At 43.8% G+C, this 23,483-nt stretch carries 22 protein-coding genes; 11 read left to right on the top strand and 11 right to left on the bottom strand.

Annotated features, from left to right (window positions below):
• Nucleotides 1-17: 17 nt before the first annotated feature.
• Nucleotides 18-239, bottom strand: coding sequence for a sulfurtransferase TusA family protein (locus DL796_RS02330; protein ID WP_110199595.1), 222 nt, complete (start codon nucleotides 237-239; stop codon nucleotides 18-20).
• Nucleotides 236-1,321 (bottom strand): tRNA (5-methylaminomethyl-2-thiouridylate)-methyltransferase, encoded by a 1,086-nt coding sequence (locus DL796_RS02325; RefSeq protein WP_110199593.1) that lies wholly within the window; start codon nucleotides 1,319-1,321, stop codon nucleotides 236-238. Before DL796_RS02325 ends, DL796_RS02330 begins: the two co-directional genes overlap by 4 nt.
• Before the next feature lie 123 nt (nucleotides 1,322-1,444).
• On the opposite strand from DL796_RS02325, the gene DL796_RS02320 reads away from it, so the two are divergent.
• From DL796_RS02320 to dtd, 5 genes are all read left to right on the top strand, one after another.
• Complete coding sequence (locus tag DL796_RS02320; protein ID WP_110199591.1) at nucleotides 1,445-3,616, top strand: sensor domain-containing diguanylate cyclase; 2,172 nt, start codon at nucleotides 1,445-1,447, stop codon at nucleotides 3,614-3,616.
• An 85-nt stretch (nucleotides 3,617-3,701) separates the two neighbouring features.
• Nucleotides 3,702-4,406 (top strand): SEL1-like repeat protein, encoded by a 705-nt coding sequence (locus DL796_RS02315; RefSeq protein WP_110199589.1) that lies wholly within the window; start codon nucleotides 3,702-3,704, stop codon nucleotides 4,404-4,406.
• Between the two features lie 98 nt (nucleotides 4,407-4,504).
• The gene (gene typA / locus DL796_RS02310; protein WP_110199587.1) at nucleotides 4,505-6,325 is read left to right on the top strand and encodes a translational GTPase TypA; all 1,821 of its coding nucleotides are present in this window, start codon (nucleotides 4,505-4,507) and stop codon (nucleotides 6,323-6,325) included.
• Nucleotides 6,326-6,446: 121 nt separating this feature from the next.
• Nucleotides 6,447-6,827, top strand: a complete 381-nt coding sequence (locus DL796_RS02305) for a hypothetical protein (RefSeq protein WP_110199585.1) — start codon at nucleotides 6,447-6,449, stop codon at nucleotides 6,825-6,827.
• Between the two features lie 20 nt (nucleotides 6,828-6,847).
• On the top strand, nucleotides 6,848-7,285 hold the full coding sequence (dtd, locus tag DL796_RS02300; protein ID WP_110199583.1) for a D-aminoacyl-tRNA deacylase: 438 nt from the start codon (nucleotides 6,848-6,850) through the stop codon (nucleotides 7,283-7,285).
• Nucleotides 7,286-7,298: 13 nt separating this feature from the next.
• Here dtd and DL796_RS02295 read toward each other — a convergent pair whose 3' ends face one another.
• Genes DL796_RS02295 through DL796_RS02285 form a run of 3 tightly spaced genes read right to left on the bottom strand, consistent with a single transcriptional unit; the run spans nucleotide 7,299 to nucleotide 10,612 of the window.
• Entirely contained in the window at nucleotides 7,299-7,853 is a 555-nt protein-coding gene (locus DL796_RS02295) for an SRPBCC family protein (protein WP_110199581.1), read from the bottom strand.
• Nucleotides 7,854-7,902: 49 nt separating this feature from the next.
• The gene (locus tag DL796_RS02290; RefSeq protein WP_110199579.1) at nucleotides 7,903-9,783 is read right to left on the bottom strand and encodes an MFS transporter; all 1,881 of its coding nucleotides are present in this window, start codon (nucleotides 9,781-9,783) and stop codon (nucleotides 7,903-7,905) included.
• Between the two features lies 1 nt (nucleotide 9,784).
• Complete coding sequence (locus tag DL796_RS02285; RefSeq protein WP_110199577.1) at nucleotides 9,785-10,612, bottom strand: TatD family hydrolase; 828 nt, start codon at nucleotides 10,610-10,612, stop codon at nucleotides 9,785-9,787.
• A 106-nt stretch (nucleotides 10,613-10,718) separates the two neighbouring features.
• Here DL796_RS02285 and DL796_RS02280 point away from each other — a divergent pair, with 106 nt between their 5' ends.
• From DL796_RS02280 to DL796_RS02260, 5 genes are all read left to right on the top strand, one after another.
• Nucleotides 10,719-11,765, top strand: coding sequence for an AI-2E family transporter (locus DL796_RS02280; protein WP_110199575.1), 1,047 nt, complete (start codon nucleotides 10,719-10,721; stop codon nucleotides 11,763-11,765).
• 271 nt (nucleotides 11,766-12,036) lie between these two features.
• A complete protein-coding gene (locus tag DL796_RS02275) occupies nucleotides 12,037-12,555 on the top strand; it encodes a hypothetical protein (RefSeq protein ID WP_110199573.1) in 519 nt (172 codons plus the stop codon).
• Nucleotides 12,556-12,608: 53 nt separating this feature from the next.
• Nucleotides 12,609-13,169: an NADAR family protein gene (locus tag DL796_RS02270; RefSeq protein ID WP_110199571.1), complete on the top strand. Its 561-nt coding sequence runs from the start codon at nucleotides 12,609-12,611 to the stop codon at nucleotides 13,167-13,169.
• Between the two features lie 87 nt (nucleotides 13,170-13,256).
• Complete coding sequence (locus DL796_RS02265; RefSeq protein ID WP_110199569.1) at nucleotides 13,257-13,661, top strand: hypothetical protein; 405 nt, start codon at nucleotides 13,257-13,259, stop codon at nucleotides 13,659-13,661.
• Between the two features lie 60 nt (nucleotides 13,662-13,721).
• Entirely contained in the window at nucleotides 13,722-14,117 is a 396-nt protein-coding gene (locus tag DL796_RS02260) for a hypothetical protein (protein ID WP_110199567.1), read from the top strand.
• An 80-nt stretch (nucleotides 14,118-14,197) separates the two neighbouring features.
• Here the strand turns inward: DL796_RS02260 and DL796_RS02255 are convergent, their stop codons facing one another.
• From DL796_RS02255 to DL796_RS02240, 4 genes are read right to left on the bottom strand one after another with little or no spacing between them, the layout of a single operon-like run.
• Complete coding sequence (locus DL796_RS02255) at nucleotides 14,198-15,691, bottom strand: efflux transporter outer membrane subunit (protein ID WP_110199565.1); 1,494 nt, start codon at nucleotides 15,689-15,691, stop codon at nucleotides 14,198-14,200.
• On the bottom strand, nucleotides 15,684-18,827 hold the full coding sequence (locus DL796_RS02250) for a multidrug efflux RND transporter permease subunit (RefSeq protein ID WP_110199563.1): 3,144 nt from the start codon (nucleotides 18,825-18,827) through the stop codon (nucleotides 15,684-15,686). Before DL796_RS02250 ends, DL796_RS02255 begins: the two co-directional genes overlap by 8 nt.
• Nucleotides 18,828-18,839: 12 nt before the next feature.
• On the bottom strand, nucleotides 18,840-19,982 hold the full coding sequence (locus DL796_RS02245; protein WP_227592935.1) for an efflux RND transporter periplasmic adaptor subunit: 1,143 nt from the start codon (nucleotides 19,980-19,982) through the stop codon (nucleotides 18,840-18,842).
• Nucleotides 19,983-19,994: 12 nt separating this feature from the next.
• Nucleotides 19,995-20,561 (bottom strand): TetR/AcrR family transcriptional regulator, encoded by a 567-nt coding sequence (locus DL796_RS02240; RefSeq protein WP_110200692.1) that lies wholly within the window; start codon nucleotides 20,559-20,561, stop codon nucleotides 19,995-19,997.
• A gap of 234 nt (nucleotides 20,562-20,795) precedes the next feature.
• Between DL796_RS02240 and DL796_RS02235 the strand changes: the two genes are divergently transcribed.
• The gene (locus tag DL796_RS02235; RefSeq protein ID WP_110199559.1) at nucleotides 20,796-22,163 is read left to right on the top strand and encodes a M24 family metallopeptidase; all 1,368 of its coding nucleotides are present in this window, start codon (nucleotides 20,796-20,798) and stop codon (nucleotides 22,161-22,163) included.
• A 22-nt stretch (nucleotides 22,164-22,185) separates the two neighbouring features.
• Here the strand turns inward: DL796_RS02235 and DL796_RS02230 are convergent, their stop codons facing one another.
• Both DL796_RS02230 and tatC read right to left on the bottom strand, forming a co-directional pair.
• Nucleotides 22,186-22,665: a DUF4442 domain-containing protein gene (locus tag DL796_RS02230; protein WP_227592934.1), complete on the bottom strand. Its 480-nt coding sequence runs from the start codon at nucleotides 22,663-22,665 to the stop codon at nucleotides 22,186-22,188.
• A gap of 53 nt (nucleotides 22,666-22,718) precedes the next feature.
• Nucleotides 22,719-23,483 (bottom strand): twin-arginine translocase subunit TatC, encoded by a 765-nt coding sequence (tatC, locus tag DL796_RS02225; RefSeq protein ID WP_110199555.1) that lies wholly within the window; start codon nucleotides 23,481-23,483, stop codon nucleotides 22,719-22,721.

Raw genomic sequence — 23,483 nt, 5'->3', positions numbered from 1 at the left:
CCCCTTTAAAAAGGGATTTACTTTTTTATTACAAAAACAATTTCGTGATTATTTTCTTCTGTTGAAACGACTTCGTGATGGTTAATTCTGCACCAGGTAGGGATATCGCTTAAGGTTCCAGGATCTGTGCAAGTCACTTCAAGCAATTCGCCCTCAGAGAGTTCTTTGAGGGCGTTTTGAGTGCGTATAACCGGCATAGGGCACAAGAGGTTACGACAATCTAAAGTATTCTGGCTCATACGTGCCACTCCTGCTTAATTTCGTCAGCGCTCATAGGAGGGACGTCCATGACAAAAGAAGTTCCTTTGTAATTTTCAACTTGAACAGTGACTTGGTCTGCGTTCTTACCACCTGAGTAACGAGCCACTATTTGCGCGGCAAGCTTAATATCTTCTTTATCAAAATCACCGTCTAACAAGGTTAGTGGCCCACCATGACTTACCGTATGGATGCTGGTGAATTGCTTTTTGTAGCCGCGCAAGAAATTATTCTCACCTTCCTCACGGCTTACTATCAATTTAAAGTTTTTCTTTGGACGAATATGACGGCCTACTTTAAGAAGCATAATGTCATCAAGCTCATAACGGCGCTCACCACGAGCATCCCATAAGTCCGCAAGCTTCTTAGAGTAGTTTGCATCAGTCAAGAAGCAACAACCGCCGGCTGGCTGTGCAAAGTCTTCGAAGCCAAACTTTTTTGCGAGCTCAAACTGTGGCTTACGGCTACGGCCTGAAAAGTCATAAAGTTCATCGCGGTTTACCCAGCCCTCACGCTCAGGGAGAGTAGGCATAAGGTTTTTGGCACAAAGTGGGCGCAACAGGCGATCATCAGCACCAGATTCGCGGGCAATAATTGGCATGGTTTCTTTACGTTGCGACTTAGGTCTCTGGCCAATAACTTCACCAGTAATGATGAAGTCAAAACCGTTTTCTTCCGCCCATGCCCAAGCTTGAGCTTGGTTAACCATGAAGATCTTACAATCAAGGCAAGGGTTTAGGTTGGCACCATAACCATGCTTCGGGTTTAGTACGATATCTTTGTATTCTTCAGAGATATCAATAATATGGAGTTTAATACCAAGCTGTTCGGCTACCCACAAAGAGTTATTACGCTTTTGCTTATCCTTATCTTTTTTACGGATTGCATGCGTGTGTCCCTCTACGCAAAAGCCTGTATAAAAGTTGATCCCTTCAACATGGATCCCTTGTTCTTGAACGACTTTTGCCGCTAAGAGCGAGTCTAACCCACCAGAGATGAGTGCAACGGCTTTACGTTGTTTCGGCTTGTCGCCAGTGTTTACTGAGGAAGTTTCTTGTGTCATAACCAAAAATCAATAACTTGCGGAGAGCTTGGTGCTCAAAAAATGGACAGAGATTATATATTAGCGGAGCGAGACTAGCAAAGATAACTGGTAAATAATTAAGCAAAAATTTACACATTTCAAATGAGATGGGATAGTATCAGTAATATAGTGCAATGGGGGGCTCAGGATCTGAATTATTATCAGAAGGATTATCTAAAAAAACAAGTCGTCTACGGCGTATTATTTGGCATATTCGCATTTTTAATAAACTTTAACTTTATTATTCCAATATACGGACACTTGGGACTTCATATGGGAGAGGTGTTTGTATTCCTCTGCCTCATTTTCAGAGGCTTGGTTCCCGCTATTATAGCAACGCTGCTATCCTCTCTAGGTCTGTTTTTAGCCACAGAGAATCCTTCACTTCTAATTACAACCCTACTTCAAACACTCGTGGTTTACTTTTTGATTCGCCGAGGGTTTCTTATCCTTATAGCGGATATCATCTATTGGTTAATCCTTGGCCTCCCTATTACGTACGTAGTGATTACTTACTTTTACCAAGTGACCTCGACTGACTTCACGCAAGTGATCCTCATTAAGCAGGCCATAAACGGTGTATTAAATATCTCGCTTGCCCTATTAGTTCAGCCATTTCTTCCGTCAAGATTATATAGTTCAAATATTGCCAATAAGCTACCCAAGTTATCGAGTCGAATATTTGAACTGTCGCTTATATGTATCGTTTTCCCAACATTGTTAATTACCTTGATTCTGTCGGATAGCAATGCCCAGCAGTCCGAAAAAGAACTCGAAGAAATCCTTCGCATAAGAGCTGCACATTTCGCTGAACTGAGCAGTGGCTATTTGTCTTATCACAAAAAGGCCATTGAGAACCTATCTGAGGTTATCAGCGAGCTGCAAGATGAGCCCGATCAGGAAGCGACGCTCAATCATTGGAACTCGAATTATTCCGGCTTTCTTACTATGCTAATTACCGATGAGAAGGGGTTGGTTATTGAAGGGGTGCCAGAAGAGCGGTTTGAGAAGTTGTTGGCGTTGCCCGAGCTATCGCGTCTGGTTAGCGATCGAGATTATTTTGTTAAGCCCAAAGAGACCAATCAAAGTTTTATTTCAGAGGTGTTTCTTGGTAGGGGCTTTGGTAACGACCCGATTATTGCGATTAGTGCACCCTACTATAGTGGAGGGGTTTTTAAAGGTGTTGTTGAAGGCTCACTAAATTTACCAAATTTTAGCGACATTGATGCAACAGGTAATGCTTATTCGGTAATTGTTGTAGACAAATCAGGCAAAGTTATCTATTCGTCACCGGCATTAAATATCAAGGCGTTAACCGTATTTGCTCAGCAGGATATGACATTAGCCTACTCAAGTAATTTGCCGGCAATCGAAGTCAATGAGCGGGAGTACCTATATAAACAAGTCACAACAGACAATGGGTGGGTGGTAAAGGTTTTAAGTAAGCCCAATACCTTAATAACAGCATACAAAAATAACTTCTATAAACTAATTTTGACTCTAATTATTATTTCAATTCTAGCATTGTCAGTGACCCGAAGATTTGCAAAACAAATTACTCGCCCGCTAGAGCGTTTAGTGCGGTACTTTGAGGCGCAGAGGCCTGTACCAACCAGAGCAATGAAGTACTTATCAAGTGAAGAAGTTGAGTCTATACGCTTGCAGTTAATAAATGCTCAATCACTTATGATTGATTATCAAGAAAAGTTAAAAGATGAAGTGGATGAAAAAACGAAAGAGTTGAAAAAGACAAACGAAAAGTTAGAGCTCTTAAGTAGACAAGATCAATTAACTAATATTTTTAACCGAAGAGGCTTTGAGCTTGCAACGCAAAAGGTATTTAAACTCGCCATACGCAACCATAACCCAGTAACCTTTGCCGTTTTGGATGTTGATAACTTTAAAACAATAAACGATAGCCTCGGCCATACTGCTGGCGATAAGTGCTTAGAATATATTGGCGAAACGTTAAAAGATGTGTTCAAACGAGATACCGACTTCGTGGGACGTTATGGTGGGGAAGAGTTTGTAGTTATGCTCGCTGAGGGCTCTGAAGCCAATCATTTGCACTTGTTAGAATTGTTTCGGGCTACTATTGAGAATGGAAGTGTTTGCTATGGTAAGCAATCTATCAAAATGACGATAAGCATTGGTGCTTATACTGTTCGGGACGATTTTAATATAAGTTATGAGGGAATCATCAAAAAGTCAGACGAACTACTGTATGTTAGTAAAAGTAGCGGGAAAAACAAAATAACGCATAAAAGCCAGTAGTTGTAATGATCTGTAACTTGAAGAAGCGGTTACTTATAGTTATAAGTAGGCATTGAGACTAAGTAAACAAGGAAAGGATAAAAAAATGTCTATTAAAAAAACGTTAATACTTATCGGTTTAATACTATTTACAACAATTACCTCAGCGAAAGAAACTCTGTTTGATTTACCTAAAGTAGAAGAGGGGGCTGAGAAAAAGGCTGATGAGTATTTTGAGCAGGGAAACTATCAAGCGGCTTTTAAGCAATATTTGTCACTCGCTAAATATGGTGATAAATATTCGCAATACATGGTTTCATTTCACTATCTAAACGGCCTAGGGGTTGAGAAGGACATTCACCAAGCGTATGGCTGGGCAAGTTTAGCAAGGAGAAGCCCCTCACCCGAAATTAAAAGGTTTTATCAGCAAGTTGAGCAAGCTGTTCCAGATGCAGAAACGCAACAGGCTGAAAAGATTAAGATTGAGCTTTCTGAGCAGTACAGTGATTTAGCGATTGCCATGAATCTTAAGAAAATGATCAGAAACACGCTCCCAGAATGTACTGGCTCGCGAATTAGAGGCAACTGTGGCTTTATACAGCATTACTGTGTTGATAGTGGCAGCCAAAAAAGTCTTGATAATTGCTTACGGGAAGTGAGTCTAAGAGATCCTAAGGTTATCCGAGCTTTAAAGCAGGATTTAGCCAGAACAAATAAGTTTATTGAGCATAAATTAGCAACTGGGGGCTCCGTTATCAGTACAGAAGTGGAAAGTCCAGAGCAACAACAGCCTGAAACTGAAGAAAAATGACTATTTTCTGTGCGAATGGCGCTATCTAGTATAGAATGGCGCCAATTTTTTGCACAAACTGGTAATTTAACGCCAGAGTATTGAGTTTCAGGAACTATATGATAGATAAATTAAGAAATATTGCGATTATTGCTCACGTTGACCATGGTAAGACAACTTTGGTCGATAAGCTTCTAGAGCAGTCGGGAACATTAGGAGAGCGTGCCGGCGAGCAAGATCGTGTAATGGATTCTAACGATATTGAGAAAGAGCGTGGTATTACCATTCTTGCTAAGAATACAGCGATTGAATGGAAAGATTACCGCATTAACATCGTAGATACGCCAGGTCACGCCGATTTCGGTGGTGAAGTTGAGCGTGTATTGTCGATGGTTGATTCTGTATTGCTACTTGTAGACGCCCAAGAAGGCCCGATGCCACAAACTCGATTTGTGACGCAGAAAGCTTTTGCCCAAGGTCTTAAGCCAATTCTTGTGATTAACAAGATTGACAAGCCAAGCGCTAGACCAGACTGGGTTATGGACCAAGTATTTGATTTATTTGATAATCTTGGCGCAACAGATGACCAGTTAGATTTTGACGTGGTTTACGCTTCAGCACTGAATGGTTGGGCGAGCAAAGAGGCGGATACCACGGGCGAAAATATGCAGCCTTTATTCGAAACCATCGTGGAAAGTGTATCGCCACCGCCGGCTAACTCTGAGGGTGGCTTCCAGATGCAAATCTCGCAGCTCGACTATAACTCTTATGTTGGTGTTATTGGTGTTGGCCGTATCAAACGTGGTCAAGTAAAAGTAAATCAACAAGTTACTGTGGTATCTGCTGATGGCACCAAGCGTAACGGAAAAGTTGGTCAGGTTCTTGGCTATATGGGCCTAGACAGACACGAAGTGAAGTCTGCCGATGCTGGCGACATTATCGCTATCACAGGTCTTGGCGATCTTAAGATTTCTGACACTATTTGTGATCCAAACGTAATAGAAGCGTTACCTCCACTTTCTGTTGACGAGCCTACAGTTACCATGACATTCCAGGTGAATACCTCACCGTTTGCCGGTAAAGAAGGTAAATTCGTCACTTCACGTAATATCCTAGAGCGCCTAAAGCAAGAGCTAGTGCATAACGTAGCTTTGCGAGTGGAAGAAACGGACAACCCGGATAAGTTCCGTGTTTCAGGCCGTGGTGAACTTCACTTGGGTATCTTAATTGAGAATATGCGTCGTGAAGGCTTTGAAATCGCAGTATCGCGCCCAGAAGTTATTATTCGCGAAGTTGATGGTAAGCTAGAAGAGCCTTTTGAAGCGGTTACTATCGACGTTGAAGAAGCACACCAAGGCAGCGTGATGGAGCGTTTAGGTGAGCGTAAAGCTGAAATGACCAACATGCAGCCTGATGGTAAAGGTCGTGTACGTCTAGACTTTATGATGCCGAGCCGTGGTTTAATTGGCTTCCAAACTGAATTCTTAACGCTAACTTCTGGTAGCGGTTTGATGTATCACACTTTTGACCACTATGGTCCTTTCAAAGGTGGTGAAATTGGCCAGCGTACCAACGGTGTGTTAATTTCAAACTCGCAAGGTAAAGCTCTAACCAACGCACTGTTTAACTTGCAGGAACGTGGTCGCTTATTCACTAAGCATGGTGATGAAGTTTATGAAGGCCAAATCGTTGGTATTCACAGTCGCTCAAACGACTTAACGGTTAACTGTCTAAAGGGCAAGCAGCTGACAAACGTACGTGCCTCTGGTACGGATGATGCGCAGGTTCTATCGCCACCAGTTAAGATGACACTTGAGCAAGCGCTTGAGTTTATCAACGATGACGAGCTGGTTGAAGTGACGCCTGAAAGTATTCGTATCCGTAAAAGACACTTGACGGAAAGCGAGCGTAAACGTGCCTCGCGTCCGCCAAAAGGCTAGTCTTAGCTGATATCAAAAACCGCTGCTGAGTCAGCGGTTTTTTTATGCTGAAAGTTTTTTTATGACTATGCTATATTGTGGGCAAAGCATTCATCCAATAAAGATAAGGTCAGGTTTATTCATGCGCTTTTCAGTCACCTCAACGTCCCTCATTTTAGGTTTAGCTTTGCTATCCGGTTGTGCTTCAAACGGTGGCTCTAGCGAAAACAATGGTGCGCTTAAAACCATTAGCAAGTTATTGGGTGGCCAACATGATCAGTCTGTGTTTAAAGACACTTCGGTCAAAGAAGAGCTGGAATACGAGTATCGAGTGTGTTTAGGTGACAATGAAGGCGAGCACGAGAAAATGAAACAATGTGTGCAAGAAGCCTACGCTAAGGTGGTTAAGGATAAAGGTATTGGCGAGCGTCCAACTGACGGCACCGTTATCATTAAAGAAGTTGATGATGGCGTCATTAACGATAGTGAATCTAGTGACGCTGAAGACGGCGGTGACAAATAAGATAGCGGTATTAATTAGAGATGATAGCTTTAATCCAACGAGTCGAAGAATCAAAAGTCATCGTAGATGGTGAAACTGTTGGTGAAATAAGCCAGGGAATCATGGCACTTATCGGTGTGGAGCGTGGCGATGATGTTGCTAGCGCCGATAAGTTACTCAAAAAAATTCTGGGTTACCGAATCTTTTCTGATGACGATGGCAAGATGAACCTTTCTGTTGAAGCAATTAATGGCGGTTTATTGTTGGTGCCCCAGTTCACGCTTGCCGCTGATACTAAGAGTGGCATGCGCCCCAGTTTCTCGAGTGCTGCTCCTCCTGCGCAAGGAGAAGAGCTTTTTGATTATCTGGTGAAAAAGGCTAAAGCTACTTACGAAAAGGTCGAAACGGGGAAGTTTGGTGCGGATATGAAGGTCCACCTGATTAACGATGGACCGGTAACATTTACGCTAAAAGTCTAAAAGACTAGTAGGGTTATTGCTCTGAGCTATCTTCGAGCTGCTCCGGCTGCGACTCTTCAATCAACTTTTTAAGTTGCTCCAGATTGTGTTGATGGCCTTCGTCGATTGTAGAGCCTAGAAGAAAGAGCAGGGCGTTCTGCACAATTCCTTTACCAGTATAGTTTAACGTTAAGTTTATCTTAGTTGCCCCCGCGTCTGTCCGCTCGAACTTCGCTGTGCTAGTGCCTTCTAGCCACTGGTTCTGATAGCTATATCGAATTAACTCATCGGCTTTATAAGCTAACAGTGTTTGCTCAAGAATGCTTATTTCGCCAGAGCCGGTGGTGAAACTCAGACGATGCTTATTGCCTACTTCATTAATTTGCCCCTCTAGTTGCTCTAAGGACTGATAATTAGTCATCCAGTGCTGATACAACAGAGGGTTGTTATAGACAGCAAAGACTTGTGACTGCGGCGCATTGATTTCGATACTGGCTTTACTTTGGTAGTCGGTCTTAAAAATTCCAATAGCAACTAACGTTAGGAAAATAACGCCCACAACAATAAATAAGTACTTCGCAAATTTCATATCAGCTCTCTTTAGATTGTTTTAATCAACTTTATTCGAGGACATTTAGCTACGGCTTATCGTCTCTAAGCTTTTTGACCACAGAGTACAAGTTGTCTTTGTTTGCTTGCTCTGCCGCTATTGGCTTACCAACCACAAGATGAACTTTCGTTCGTAAGCGTTTGACGCGATCAATAAACTTATTGACCTTTTTGCGGCTAAACAAACTATGCCAAAGGCCTTGTAGCGCCATAGGGACCACAGGAACCGGCGACTTCTCTAAAATTCTATCAATTCCAGACTTAAAGTCATCAATATCACCATCTGTAGTAAGTTTTCCTTCGGGGAAGATACATACCACTTCACCATTGTTAAGCGCTTCTTCGATAGTGTACATGGCTTTATTTAAAAGCTCAGGGTCTTCTTTATGCCCAGCGATGGGGATGGCTTTTGCCGTTTTAAAAATAAAACTCAGCACAGGGATTTTAAAGATTTTATGGTACATCACAAAACGAATTGGGCGTCTTATAGTGCCGCCAATAATTAATGCGTCTACATAGCTGACATGGTTACAAACCACCACGCAGGCACCTTCTTCGGGCACATTTTCGACGCCTGTTTTCTTCACGCGATATATCGTATTGATAAGAATCCAAATTAGGAAACGCATCAAGAACTCAGGAATCAGAGTAAAGATATAAATAGCTACCGCCGCGTTAAGAATCGCTGTGAGCATAAAGAATTGCGGGATAGTCATACCATTGCCAAGACATACAGCCGCCAGCAAAGCAGCAAACACCATGAACAAGGCATTGAGAATATTATTACCGGCAATTACGCGCGACAGGTGTGATTTTTCGCAGCGCTCTTGGACTAAAGCGTAGAGTGGAACTATATAAAAGCCACCAAAGATCCCAACGAAAGCACAGTTAATCAGCGTGCGGATAGCGCCCTCTTGGGCTAGAAATGCCGAAGGGCCAAGTTCGCCGATAAAATCACTGCTAGGGTTGGCAAAATAGATATCGAGCGCAAACCAGGTCAATCCGATTGCTCCAAAGGGCACCAAGCCGAGTTCTACTTTTCGCCCCGACAGAAACTCACACAGCGCCGAGCCAACACCAATTCCCACCGAGAAAGTCGCCAGAATAATAGTCGCAACGTTTTCATTACCGTTCAGACTCACTTTGGTGAAGTTTGGGATCTGAGTTAGGAATACCGCACCGTAAAACCAAAACCAAGAGATGCCTAGAATGGACAGAAATACTACTCTATTTTGTCGTGTATATTGGAAGGTACGCCAAGTTTGAGTAATTGGATTCCAGTTAATCTTGAGGTAGGGCTGAGCCGAAGGCGTTTCTGGAATATGGCGACTGGCCCAGTAACCACAGGCAGAGACTATAATCAGTAGGGAGCATAAAATCTTAATACCGAGATCGTCAAAGCCAATTAGAACACCACCGATGACAGTACCTATAATGATTGAGAGGAACGTGCCCATTTCAATAAGACCGTTACCACCAAGCAGCTCTTTGTCGGACAAATGTTGCGGCAAGATACTGTATTTAATCGGCCCAAAAAGGCTCGACTGGAAGCCCATTAAAAATAGAATCCCCAACAAGTACCAGATGTTGCTAGAAAAGAACCCTAAAACGGCGAGTGTCATGATACCGATTTCGAGGACCTTTATTTTTCGAATCAGCGCAGACTTTTCGTATTTTTCAGCGATCTGGCCAGCGGTAGCGGAAAATAGGAAGAAGGGCAGAATAAATAGGCCCGCAGCAATGTTATTCAATAAATCTGAATCCAGGCCGAGTTCGTCGCCAGCTCGAAAGGCGATGAAGATCAGTAAAGCACTTTTAAAAATATTATCGTTTAGTGCGCCTAGAGCCTGCGTGATAAAAAACGATGAAAAGAACTTTTGCTTAAATAAAGAAAACTGATTCTGAGCCATGCTAGTGTTCCTTGGCGTTTATATTTTTAGTTATTGGGAGCTGAAAGAAAGCGACCGTATTGTTATAACAGTTGGAAGACAACTCTTGTAATGATTGCTGGCGGCAGCTTGCGACCTTTTGCGCTACATGCGGCAGCAAAAAAGGCTCATTTCGATTACTTTTTAATTGTTTCTTCTGATCTTTGGTTAAATCGCGCGGCGTAAGAAAAGGCGCGTCGGTTTCAATCATCAGCTTATCGTCTGGAATCAAGTGCACCATCTGTGCTAAATCCTGACCACGGCGTTCATCACAAATCCAACCCGTAATGCCAATATAGAGTCCCATATCGATATACTGTGTTAAACTCGCCTGACTACCAGTAAAACAGTGTATCACGGCCTTGGGAAGCTTTGATTGATACTGTTGTAATAGTTGCACCATTTCTTGCCCAGCGTCGCGTTCGTGAATAAACAATGGTTTCTGGGTGTCGCAAGCTAATTGTAACTGCTGCTCAAACACATCAAGCTGAGTGTCTCGTGGCGAAAAGTTACGATTAAAATCGAGGCCACATTCGCCAACCGCGACAACTTTGTCATTATGCAATAACTCTTTTAGTGCCTCTAAGTCACTAGGCTTAAAATCTTTAGCATCGTGGGGATGGCACCCCGCTGTAGAAAAAAGATCTGAGTATTGGGTCGCTAACTTAAACGCTTGTTGGCTTTCTAGCGGTGAGGTACCGGTGATGATTTGAGCGCTAACGCCATGCTGACGGGCTCTTTCAATAACCTCATGGTAGTCGTCATTAAAGCGATTATTCGTTAGGTTTACGCCAATATCGATATAGGACATAAGTGATTAGTTTTGGTTGTAGACTTGTGATTTTGCATTCTTGTTATAAACTATTTTGACACGAAATGATACTTGCCACCAAATACCAATTATTACAGGGAACCCTATGTCATCAGATGTGAGCCGTGTTACCAATGTATTATTAGCCATAGCGGCTACCTTTATCGTGATTGCCGGATTAAAAGCTGCCAGTAGCTTTGTTGTCCCTGTAATTTTGTCCCTATTCGTCTCGATTATTCTAGGCCCCCTTTATTTTTATATCGCCAACCTAAAAATCCCAAAAACTACCAAAACCGTACCCGATTGGTTAGCCATGATATTGGTGGTGGTGATTATGTCGCTATTGTTTTTCTTGATTGGACGCTTAGTTGGTAACTCGGTGGAACAGTTTTCCGCCAAACTGCCTGAATACGAAATCATGCTACGCAATAAGCTGGCTGGGGCCATGGCGTGGTTAGAAGGTTTAGGTTTTAATATTCCTGAAGCTTCGCTGGCAGAGCGCTTTTCGCCTAGCACGGTGATGAGCCTATCCGCCTCGGTACTTAACGGCTTAGGTGGCATGCTGAGTAACCTATTCCTAATTGTCTTAACCTCGATCTTTCTCTTGATGGAAGCCAGCGTGTTTGGTGACAAAATGCAGCGCGCATTTCCTAATACCGACAGCAAAGCACACAGTGGCTTAAACGAAGTTATCGACAAAATTAAGCGCTACGCCACCATTAAATCCATCGTGAGCTTACTCACTGGCGTCTTAATCAGTGTGTGGCTAGTGTTTTTAGATGTGGAATACCCGTTTCTATGGGGCCTAGTCGCCTTTATGTTTAACTTTGTACCAAACATCGGCTCCATCATCGCCGCCGTGCCAGCCGTTATCATGGCCTGGCTAACCCAAGACTCGATTACCACGCCGCTGTTAGTTGCCGCAGGTTATTTAACCGTCAACTTCGTCGTCGGCAATATCGTCGAACCTAAATTTATGGGGCGTGGCTTGGGGCTTTCCACGCTAGTCGTATTCCTATCCTTATTATTCTGGGGGTGGGTACTAGGCCCAGTGGGAATGCTACTCTCGGTGCCGCTAACCATCATCGTAAAAATCATCCTCGACAGTAATGAAGAAACCCACTGGATCGGCATTATGTTGGGGGATAAGTGACACAGCGTATTGATTTTAATGCAATACGCTGTGTCATCCTGAGCTGTGACCGAAGGGAATACCTTTAGGTAACTCAGGATCTTGTGTGGGTTTACTGTGAACTTTATATCTCCAAATAAGACACTGGTCTCCGCGGTTAAGCGACCGAAGGAAGGGCCTGTTGTGTCGCGGGATGACAAAAGGTGTATCACACCTACGTGGTTTTGACTCTGCTTAGAGCTTAAAGTAGTCTCGATACTAATATTAAACGAATAAGTTAAGAATACTGAAAATGGAATTATTATTTAAAGTATATTCTGAGTTTCTAGGAACTGTAATTCGAGCCATCACTGGACAGCTTTATACTCAAGATCAGATTAAGCGGATAACATCTGGAGCTACAGGCAAATATCTAAAAGAGTTTTTTCCAAAAACGCGAGATGGGGAAGGCACCCTTCAAAGAGTTGAGTCCGCTCGCATTCATATCGAAGCTGCAGGAACTATAATTCGTGACATGCAAGAAGACCTGGCAGTGCAGGATAAACAACTTTCAGAACTAGTGAAGTCGGTTAAAGAGAAGAAAAGATTAGCAGATAGATATCAAACATTAGCCGATACCAATAAAGAGGCATTTGAAGCTTTCCGAATTGAAATGGAAAATGCGCTCCGAAAAGAACTTACTGAACAAGCAAGAAAGGGTAAGAGAATCAGGCAAGTGATATCATTTTTGTTATGGTTAGTAACCCTTATTCTTGGTGCTGCTCTAGGCACTTATTTTAAAGAAATAGTTACGTGGCTGAGTAGCACTTAACAAGCTATTCGTAGCTAGTTAAGCGCTCTCACAGATAAAATATAGGAAGAAAATTGAAGATTAGCACAAGAGAAGAACTTGCCGATTTTGTAAACCATGGAAATAAGGTGAAATATGTCTTTTTCTGGGGGCATCAAGAAAAAGCTGGGCAAGTGACAAAGAGTTGCTTTAGCCAGTGGTATGATTCGAAATTTGAAGTAGATGGAAATGAGTTTATTACTGCTGAGCATTACATGATGTATCAGAAGGCTAAGTTGTTTGGTGATTATAGGGCATGTAAAAAAATCCTTTTGGCTGGTAATCCAGGAGAGGCAAAAGCTATTGGCCGTGAGGTGCTTGGCTTCAAGCAAGAGTTGTGGGATGAAAAACGACTTGAGATTGTGGTAAATGCTAATCTTGCGAAGTTCTCTCAGAACTCAAAGCTGAAGGAGTTTTTGTTAAATACCGGAAACCGAGTAATAGTCGAAGCTAGCCCAGTGGATAAAGTATGGGGCATCGGTCTGGCTCAAGACAATCCAGCATCTGAAAACCCAAATACCTGGAGAGGCCTCAATCTTTTAGGGTTTGCACTCATGGAAGTTAGAGAGCAGCTTGCAGTTCAAGAGGGTGCTTAACAAGCGACAATCACTGGGCTCGGGGACGTGGGAAGCCGTTGTGCTAGACGCTACTTGCTAACTTGTCTCCAAGGAGTAAATTAAACAATGGGTGATGTTTTAGTCTTTAAGCTGAGAGAGCAAGCAGGATATTTTGATGCCACAAAATTTGGAGATTCAGAGCTTTTGAAGGTACCGGATGATGTTGTTTCTCTTAGTCTTGAAAATGCAGCAATCACAGATGTAGGAATTTCTAACTTACCTTTCTTGTACAAAGTAAGATGCATCGATCTGGACTCTACATTAATTACAGATAAGTCGATAGAAGTAATCACTGAGTTTAAAACACTTGAAGAGTTATGGATTGAAGATGTGAAGATAACGGACTATGGTTTTAAGTTGCTGGCATTACTCCCAAAGCTTAAATATGTATCATTATGGGATACAGAAGTATCTGACGAGGCTTATTATTATGTTAAGGAGAGTCTCCCTCACTTAACGTTAGAAGGGTAGAACTAATCTAGTTCTGCAGAAGAGAAGTTTGCTTAACTGTCTAAGGAGAAGAGCGCATATATGAAGAAAGAATCTTTTTTGCAAGGGGTTGCTCATAATATCGCTCATCATGCTGGTAGCGGTCTCAGTTACATATCTCCACATTTATCAAACGCATTAAGCGGTTCAGGGATAAATACTACAGAAATTAATTTGTTATGTGATAGCCCTTATCCTGAAAATGTTCTTCAAAATAAACCATTGAGAATGGCCTTAATGTCTCTTAGAGAAAAAGCGGAGAATATCCTCATTAAACATGGCCTCAGCTTTGAGCAAATCACTGAAATGAGACTATTAGCTACGCCAGCACCTTGGGATAAAGGCGGCTACAGTTTACACACTAGGGTTGTTATTATCTCTATAAATAATAAAAGATATGACTCTGGTTGGCTAAATGATGCTGGTTGTACTTTATAAGTAACTGTTTTTTGAAAGGTCAAAAAAGCCCTGCAAATGCAGGGCTTTTTAGTGTCTAGCAGTTGAGCCTAGCGACTAAATTAATCGTCGTTAGGCTTTGATGTTTCTTCTGGACTTTCTCCAGTTTCTACACCAGTTTCTAACTTGCCTTCGGCAGTGTAGTTAACGACTTTGTCGCCGCCACCGAGTGCTTTATACAAAGATATAACATTGGCTAGCTGTGCGCGTTCAGTTTCTAGCAGGGCTTGCTCTGAGCTGAACTTATCTTGTTGTGCGTTAAGCACTTCAAGGTAGCTGGCTAGGCCGGCTTTGTACTTGGCTTCGGCGAGCTGTAGGCGTTTCGCTTGGGCTTTGACTAATGAGCGGTTAGCTTCTAACTCACTGTCGTAAGTTGTGCGGTTGCTCATTAGCTGATAAACCTCGGAGAAGGCTTGTTGCACGGCTTTTTCATACTCGGCGATTAAGCGTTGTTGCTGTGCTTTGGCAATATCGAGGTTTGCTTGTAGGCCGTTGTTGAAAATTGGAATTCGAATCGAGGGCATAAAGCTCCAGCTGTTCGAATTACTTTCGAACAGGCTGTCGAACTCGGTGCTGGAGTAGCCATAGTCCCCAGTCAGCGTAATTGACGGGAAGAAGGCTGCACGAGCAGCGCCGATGTTGGCGTTAGCCGCGTATAGGCTTTGCTCCGCGGATAAAACGTCAGGACGGCTTAGTAACACTTCCGAACTGATGCTTTCTGGCAGTTCCAACGCCATCTCGGCGATACGTAATTGCTCTTTATTAAACGGAACCGTGGATAGTGGTTTGCCGATTAATAGTTCAAGGGCGCTTTTAGCCGCGGCATGGGCACGCTCAAAACGGGCTTTTTGTGCGCTTACGGTAGCGAACGATGCTTCCGCTTGCGCTAGATCTAGTTCACTGGCGATTCCCGTATCAAGACGCTTCTGAATCAGATCTAGGCTATCTTTACGGCTAGTAAGAGTCTGCTCAGCCAAGTTTAAACTGCGCTTAGCGGAAACCCAACTGTAATAAGCGTTCGCGGTTTGAGCGATAACGCTTAGCTTCACCGAGCGAGTCGCTTCTGCGCTCGATAGGTATTGCGCTAGTGCAGCATCGCTAAGTGAATTCACACGACCGAACAGATCAAGTTCGTAAGAAACCAAGCCAACTTTGGCGTTATAGACATCAACGATATTGTCGTTGCCTTGAACGTTAATCGAGTTTTGGCTACGAACTTGGTTTACTTCGCCGCCAATCGCAGGGAACCTGTTTTCACGTTGGATCTGATAGCGACCTTCGAGCTCAGCCATGCGCGCGATAGCGATACGCAAGTCGGTGTTCGACTTTAGAGCTTCTTCAATCATGATGCGAGCGTTAGCGTCTGGGAAAAACTGTTGCCATGCTTCTAGCGTAAATTCGGCATGGCTAACTTCAGTTTGCTCTCCAAAACTTTTTTCGATGGCTGCTTCGGGGCGCTCATTAGCAGGCCCCATGGATATACAGCCTGATAGTACAAGACTCGCAGCCAAAGCTGTTAGGGAGGTCAGCGTCTTAGTGCCTCTATTGTTACTCATCGTCTTTAACCTCCATACCTTTCGCGGCAAGTTCATAATGTTTTAATTTTCTTGGGAAAATCTTACGCACCAGTAAATAGAATACTGGCACAAATAGTACAGCGAAGATTGCTGCTGTAATCATACCGCCCATAACGCTAGTACCGATGGCTTGGCGACTCGCTGAACCTGCGCCAGTGGCAAGAACCAGGGGTAATACACCCATGATAAAGGCTAGCGAGGTCATTAAGATTGGACGCAAGCGTAAGCGACAGGCTTCGGTTACGGCTTCTAGCGCACTCTTACCTTCGCCTTGTGCTTCACGCGCAAACTCAACAATCAAAATTGCGTTTTTCGCAGAGAGGCCAATAATGGTAATTAAGCCCACTTTGAAATAGATATCGTTTGGCATCGAGCTTATTGCAGCGAATAACACTGAGCCTAAAATACCCAAAGGTACGACTAGGATAACCGCTAGTGGTACTGACCAACTTTCATAAAGCGCGGCAAGTACAAGGAAGACTACTAAGAACGATAAAGCGAAAAGTAAGGTCGTTTGGTTACCCGCCACTTTTTCTTCTAGCGACTGACCTGACCATTCATAACCAATGCCTTTTGGTAGCTGCTCTGCGAATTGCTCCATTAACATCATAACTTCACCTGAGCTTACGCCTGGCGCGCCGCTACCGGTTAAAGGTATCGACGATGAGCCGTTATAACGAGTCAGCTTTGCTGGAGCTTCTGTCCACTCGGCTGTTGCTACTTCCGATAGGTTGACTAAATCGCCTTGCTTGTTACGAATCTGCATGCTCAGAATTTCTTCTGGCGTCGAGCGTGTGTCGGCGTCAGATTGCAGCCAAACCTGGCGAACCTTCTGGCCTTCAACATAGTCGTTGATATAAGACGAGCCTAAAGCGATCTGTAGTGTGTTGTTCAACTCACCAATGTCCACACCTAAAGAGCGTGCTTTAACGCGATCTACTTCAAAAGTCAGTAGTGGTGCTGGTGGCAAAGTGTCTGGGCGAATTTCGGCAAACTTACCCGACTGCATGGCTTGACCTAATAATTGGTAAGCCGCGCCCATGAGTTGTTGCGTGCCGACACCTGACTTGTCTTGCAGCTGGAAGTCGAAACCGCTGCTGTTACCCAAACCAGGAATTGACGGCATGTTAAAGGCGAAGGTATTACCTTCTTGGTACTTCATAAACTCTGCCGTAGCTGCTTTAGCCATAGCATCAGCATCGCGCATATCTTCGCGCTCTTCCCAAGGTTTTAGGTTAACGAACGTAATCGAAGTGTTTTGACCGGTACCAAAGAAACTAAAGCCGGCGACTGTAATAATACGCTCAACTTCTGGCTGCTCCAAGAACCAAGCGTCAGTTTTCTTGGTCAGTTCTAGAGTTCGCGCGCGCGTCGAGCCTGAAGGCATTAGCGACGAGGCAACGATAAAGCCTTGGTCTTCCGATGGCACGAAACCTGTTGGCATACTAGCAAAGCGCCAGCCGACGAAAGCTGTGATTACGACAAACACGGCCATAGTGATGATTAAGCCCGTTTTATTGAATAACTTTTTGACGTTATTCATATAAACGTTTGTGAATTTACTAAAGCCTTTGTTAAAGAGACGGAATGGCGCCCACTCTTTTTTGCCTTCTTTTTCTTTTTTCAGTAAGCCTTGAGCAATCGCTGGGCTGAGTGATAAAGACAAGAATGCGGAAAGCGAAACACTTAGCACAATGGTTAGCGAGAACTGCTGATAGATTCGACCCACTGAGCCTGAGAAGAAGGCCATTGGAATGAATACCGCAATTAGAACCGCTGTTGTACCAATAATCGCGCCTGAAATTTGTTTCATCGCTTTCTTGGTCGCTTGGTAAGGGCCCAAGTCTTCTTCATCAAGAATACGTTTAATATTCTCGACCACGATAATGGCGTCATCGACCACAATACCGATAGCAAGCACCATCGCAAACATGGTGAGCATGTTGATCGAGAAGCCTAGCAGGTAAAGACCCATGCCGGTACCAATTAGCGACACAGGTACTACGATTAGCGGGATTAGGGTGGTGCGCCAGCTTTGTAAGAATAAGAACATTACCAATGTCACAAGGAATACCGCCTCGATAAGCGTTTGTATGACCTGTGAAATCGAGCCTTCAACAAATACCGAAGTATCGTAGGGAATAACCCACTCAACGTCTTCTGGGAAGTATTGCTCTAAGTCTTTTAGCTTATCTTTGACGGCTTGAGCTGCCTCTAAAGCGTTACCATTGTTACTAAGCTTTAGTGCAAAAGCCGCAGAGTCTTGGCCATTTAGCATGGCTTGTGAGCCATAGTTGTTAGCGCCGCGCTCGACTTCCGCTACATCTTTTAAACGCACGATGGCGCCGTCGCTTGAGGAACGTAGGATGATGTTGCCAAATTCTTCAGGCGTCGATAAGCGCGAAGGAACTAGAATGGTGGCGTTAATTTGCTGATCGCTTGGTGATGGTAATGAACCCAGTTCACCAGTCGCTAGCTGGGCGTTCTGATCTCGAATAGCCTGTGAAATTTCGCTCGGTGTAATGGCATAAGAAGCCATCTTTTTCGGATCAACCCAAACTCGCATGGCGTAGGTCGCACTGAATAATTGAGCACTACCGATACCATCGATACGACGCATCTCGCCCAAAATGGCACGATCTACATAATCGCCTAAGTCGGTCGAGTTGTAGGTACCGTTTGGTGAAAATAGCGATACCACCATTAAGAAATCAGGGCGAGTTTTATCAATATTCACACCTTGAGTTCTAACCGAGGCGGGTAAGCGCGCTTCAACACGTTTCAAACGGTTCTGAACTTCAACCCCGGCGATGTCTGTATCTGTGCCGGTGGCAAAGGTTAGAACAATGGTCGAAGAGCCGGTACGAGAGCTGTCTGACTTGATGTAACGCAAGCCTTCGATACCGTTCATTTCTTCTTCGATTACGGTAGTTACTGTATCTTCGATAACCTTCGCTGACGCTCCTGGGTAGTTCGCCGTGACCGTGACTTGCGGTGGCGAAATATCAGGGTAAGCCATGACCGGAAGATTCTGCACGGCGAGCGAGCCGCCAAGCAGGATCAGCAGGGAAAGTACCCATGCAAAGATAGGTCTGTTAATAAAAAACTGTGCCATAAATAATACCTATTACTGAGCCTGTGACGATTCTTGTTTGGCGTTCTGGCTTGGAGCTGTCATTGCTTTGACTGGCGTACCTGGTTGTAGGAACTGAGTGCTACTCACGATGACTTGGTCGCCTGCGTTTAGGCCACTTTTAATAACCCAGCTGGTGCCCATCATAGGCCCAAGCTCAACCGGCTGCATCGCTAGCTTGCCGTCTTTGACGACTTTTACCATGGCGCCTTGAGCAGTTACTTGTACCGCTTTTTGTGGCACTTGGATTAACGTTTGCGAGTCGGCGACTGGAGCTTTTACTCGTACAAACATACCTGGTAGTAGTTTGTGATCAGGGTTCTTTACCACCGCGCGTAACATCACAGAGCCAGTATCAGGATCAACCGACAGGCTTGAAAACTCAAGTCGTGCAGGGTGCTCGTAAGGTGTACCGTCGTTAAACAGTATGTCTACCTGCTGTGAGCCCGAATCTGTTGCGTCTGAGTTAGTGAATAGCTCACGCATCTTATTAAGCTCAGTTGGTGAGCGAGTAAAGTCGATGTAAACTTCGTCAAGCTGTTCAATCGTCGCCAAGTGCGTTGCGTTAGCGGCACTAACCAAAGCGCCTTCTGTGACTAAGGCGCGACCAATGCGACCTGAGATTGGTGCTGTAACCGTAGCGTAATCAAGGCTGATTTGAGCTTTTGCTAGTTCAGCTTTCGCCTGCTCAACCGTGGCGTCTGCCTGTTGGCTTTGGGCAAGATAAGTGTCGTACTCTTGCTGGCTTACGGCACCTTGCTCAAGTAACTCTTCATAACGCTTAAGTGTTTGTTTATTAAGCTTTTGTTGAGCTCTCGCCGTGCTTAAATTCGCCTTGGCAGCGGCAACATTGGCTTTCATTACACGATCGTCAATCTGAAAGAGTGGTTGGCCTTGCTTAACATCTTCGCCTTCGGTGAAGATTCGTTTTTCCAAAATACCATCGACGCGGGCACGAACTTCAGCGGTACGCACCGCTAATACACGCCCTGGAAGGTTTTGTGTAATGGTTGTGGTATCAGAAGTCACTTCCGCGACTTGCACTGGAACTGCCTGTTGTTGACCTTGTTGTGCTGCAAAGCTGCTAGCGCTGGCAGTGAAAAGTAATGTCGAAATAAGTAGTGTTTTTTTCATCATATAACCTTGTGGTTACTGCTCTGGATTGCGAATTGCAGACCAGGCGAAATTGACCATTGATTGAATTTTGTCGTCAGTAATTTCTTCATCATGCACAAAGTAATAATGCATCAGATAACTGAAACCACCATAAATAGGTAAATGCTGCTCTAAAACCTCTGGCGTGCGAATCGCACCAGCGGCATAAGCATCTTCATACAATTGCACAAAAGGCTCATAAAGCGGATGTAGCTTATCTCGCGTTTCCTGAAGGATGACTGGGGAAAATGCATACAGATGCGTAAACCGAAAATAAGAACAGTTATCCAACATAAAACGGATGGTATTGGTGTAAATATTCTTAAATTTCTGTTCATAGCTAACATCTGTGTCGTAATGCTTGAGTAGAAATTCGATTTCATTCTGTTTAACGTAGAGGAAGCACTCATTAATGAGATGCTCTTTACCTTCAAAATAGTTGTATACGCTACCTGTAGCCACCTCGGCTTCTTTGGCGACTAGCGCCATAGAGGAGCCTTGCAGGCCACGATCTACGAATGATCGAATTGCTGCCTCAAGAATTTGATGCTTCTTGGACATAATATAGGTTGTGGGAAATGAACGTTCATTCATTTTAGTGTTGTTGAGCTTGAACTGCAACTAATATTATTAAGTCAAATAGTTGTTTAGGAGCTTTAAGGCACTTTGAAATAGTCATATATTTGACCTAGTATCGGTGATATTATCTCTAACATACTGAAAATAAATATAATTTTTGATGACCATAAGAAGACAGGACTTTATATGCTTTAAATTGGTCGATAGGAGATTTCTATGAAAGTGCTAAAAAACATAGTTATTGCATCCATGATAGCCTTAACCGCTATGCAGGTTTACAGCAAAAACAATGAGCAGATTTTCGAGCAAGGCTTAGAGGTGAGTGAGCTGCCTAAGGTGTTATCTCATCGCGACAGAACCGCGCCAATCAATAAGATCCTGCAATATCGCTTGGATAATCTTTTACCAAAGCTGATGCGCGAATCTGACTTGGATATGTGGTTGGTGATCAATCGTGAATATGGTGAAGATGCGCTATTTTATACGCTAGTGCCGGAGCCAACTTTCGCTGCTAGGCGTACCACATTACTGGTATTTGCTAAAAATGGTGATCAGGTAGAGCGGTTTAGCGTTAGCCGATACGATATTGGTGACTTTTATAAAAGCAGATGGGAAGGCGGCACAATTGATGAGCAGTGGCAACGACTAGCCGACATTATTGCTGAGTATGATCCAAAAAGAATCGGCATTAATGTCAGTGAAGAGTGGGCATTGGCAGATGGCTTAACTCAAGGCTTGCATCAAAAGCTAGTGAGTAGTTTACCTAAAAAATATCAAGATAGATTAGTTAGCTCTGAAGAGTTGGTGATCCGATGGATGGAAACTCGAACAGCTCCTGAGCTAGCGGTTTACCCGCAAATCGTAAAAGTCGCACGAGGCGTTATTGATGAAGCCTTCTCGAATAAAGTGATTACGCCTGGTGTAACCACCGATCAGGATGTTGCTTGGTACATACGCGAACGTTTTGAAGAGCTTGGGGTTAGGCCTTGGTTCCAACCTTACGTCACAATTCAGCGCAAGGGTGATAAAAACTCACCAGACTCACCATTCTTTGGTAAAAGCAGTCGGACGATAGAGCCAGGGGATATTATTCACACAGACGTTGGGATTTGCTATTTAAAACTCTGCACTGATACTCAAGAGATGGGCTATGTGGCGAATTTCGGTGAGTTTGAAGTGCCGAAAGGCCTTAAAGAAGCGCTGAAAGTGGGTAATCAATGGCAAGATATTCTAACCTCCGAATTTAAGACGGGGTGTAGTGGTAATGAAATCTTAGCCGCGACACATAAAGCCTCGAAAAGACAAGGCATTAAGTCCAGTACTTATACTCACCCGCTGGGTTTCGTCGGACACGCCATAGGGCCAACTATTGGTATGTGGGATAACCAAGGACCAACGCCTGTTAAGGGCGATTGGAAGCTGTATCCGAATACGGGCTACGCCATCGAAGGGAATGTTAAGGTAAAACTACCTGAGTGGGATAACCAGTTAATCCAAATCATGCTTGAACAATCAGCGGTGTTTGACGGGGAACGAGTGGTCTATCTTGGTGGCCGCCAAACGAAGTGGCATTTTATTCAGTAGAACTATAGGCGGCAAAAGACAGTTATGAGGCTGTCTTTTGCTTTTTTGAAATGTGAATGGTTTTCCAGACTTTAGCAATTAAAGTACCATCGGTATCTGTAATATCCACTTCAAATACAGGTTCAATTTTGTCTTGAGTTTCGAGCTGTTGCTTTAACTCTGACATCATATCTTCTGTAATTTTAAATTCAGCAAAGACGTCCTTGCGGCCGGGCTTGATAAACTTAATTTCCGCCTTTTTATCCCAGACCACATACTCGCGCCCCATCTTATGCAGTAGCAACAGCATGTAAAACGGATCGCACATTGAAAATAGTGAGCCGCCATAATGAACATCCACATAGTTGCGGTTAAACCAGTATTTGCGTAGACGAACCTTGGCATAAGACCAGTCATCCGCGAGTTCGGTGACGCGGATACCTGAGCCCCAAAAGGGTGGCCATATATTAAGCAGACGTTTAAGGTTTTTAGCAGAAACTGTTTTCATAGATGTTGATTGCATACTGATCGGATGAGTCTATTGAATCAGATAGCATCAGTTGTAGCAAGAGTGGGCTATAAATCTTCTTGCTCAGTGGTTTCTGCTTTTTTGGGCGAATAGGCTTTAGCGAAAATCAGGCCTAGCTCAAACAATATCCACATAGGGATAGCCAGTAGTACTTGTGAGATCATATCTGGTGGTGTTAACAGCATGGCAAAAACAAAAATACCGACCACCGTATAAGGGCGCGTGTTGGCAAGCTTTTGGTGGCTAACTAGGCCAGACCATATCAGTAGCATGGTGGCTATGGGGATTTCAAAGGCTAGACCAAAAGCGAAGAACAGCTTTAAGGCGATTGAAAGTACGCTATTAATATCGGGTAGATAGTTAACATCTTGCGGACCAATGCTCGATAAAAAGCCAAATATAATCGGGAATATCACAAAATAGGCAAAGGCGATGCCCGCATAGAAAAGGATAATACTGCTGATCAGCAAAGGCACAGCAAAGCTTTTTTCATGCTTGTAGAGTCCTGGCGAGATAAACATCCAGGCTTGGTGTAAGACGAAGGGCATGGCGATAAAGATTGCCAGTACAAAAGCTAATTTAAAAGGCGCGAATAATGGTGCCGTGACATCGATAGCGATTAGTGTAGAGCTTTCAGGTAATGCTTCTTTTAAGGGTTTAGACAACCACTCATACAGCTCGTTGGCGAAAAAAGCCATACCAATAAAAATCGCAACAATAACAAGCACCGAGCGCAAAAGGCGCGTACGCAACTCAATCAAGTGCGATAAAAGTGGCATGTCATTGCTTTTGCTATTGGTGCTGTCAGTCAT

Source organism: Kangiella spongicola, assembly GCF_003194565.2.
Classification (GTDB): domain Bacteria; phylum Pseudomonadota; class Gammaproteobacteria; order Enterobacterales; family Kangiellaceae; genus Kangiella; species Kangiella spongicola.
The sequence above is the reverse complement of the archived record's forward strand: the minus strand, read 5'-3'. Positions and strand labels throughout refer to the sequence as shown.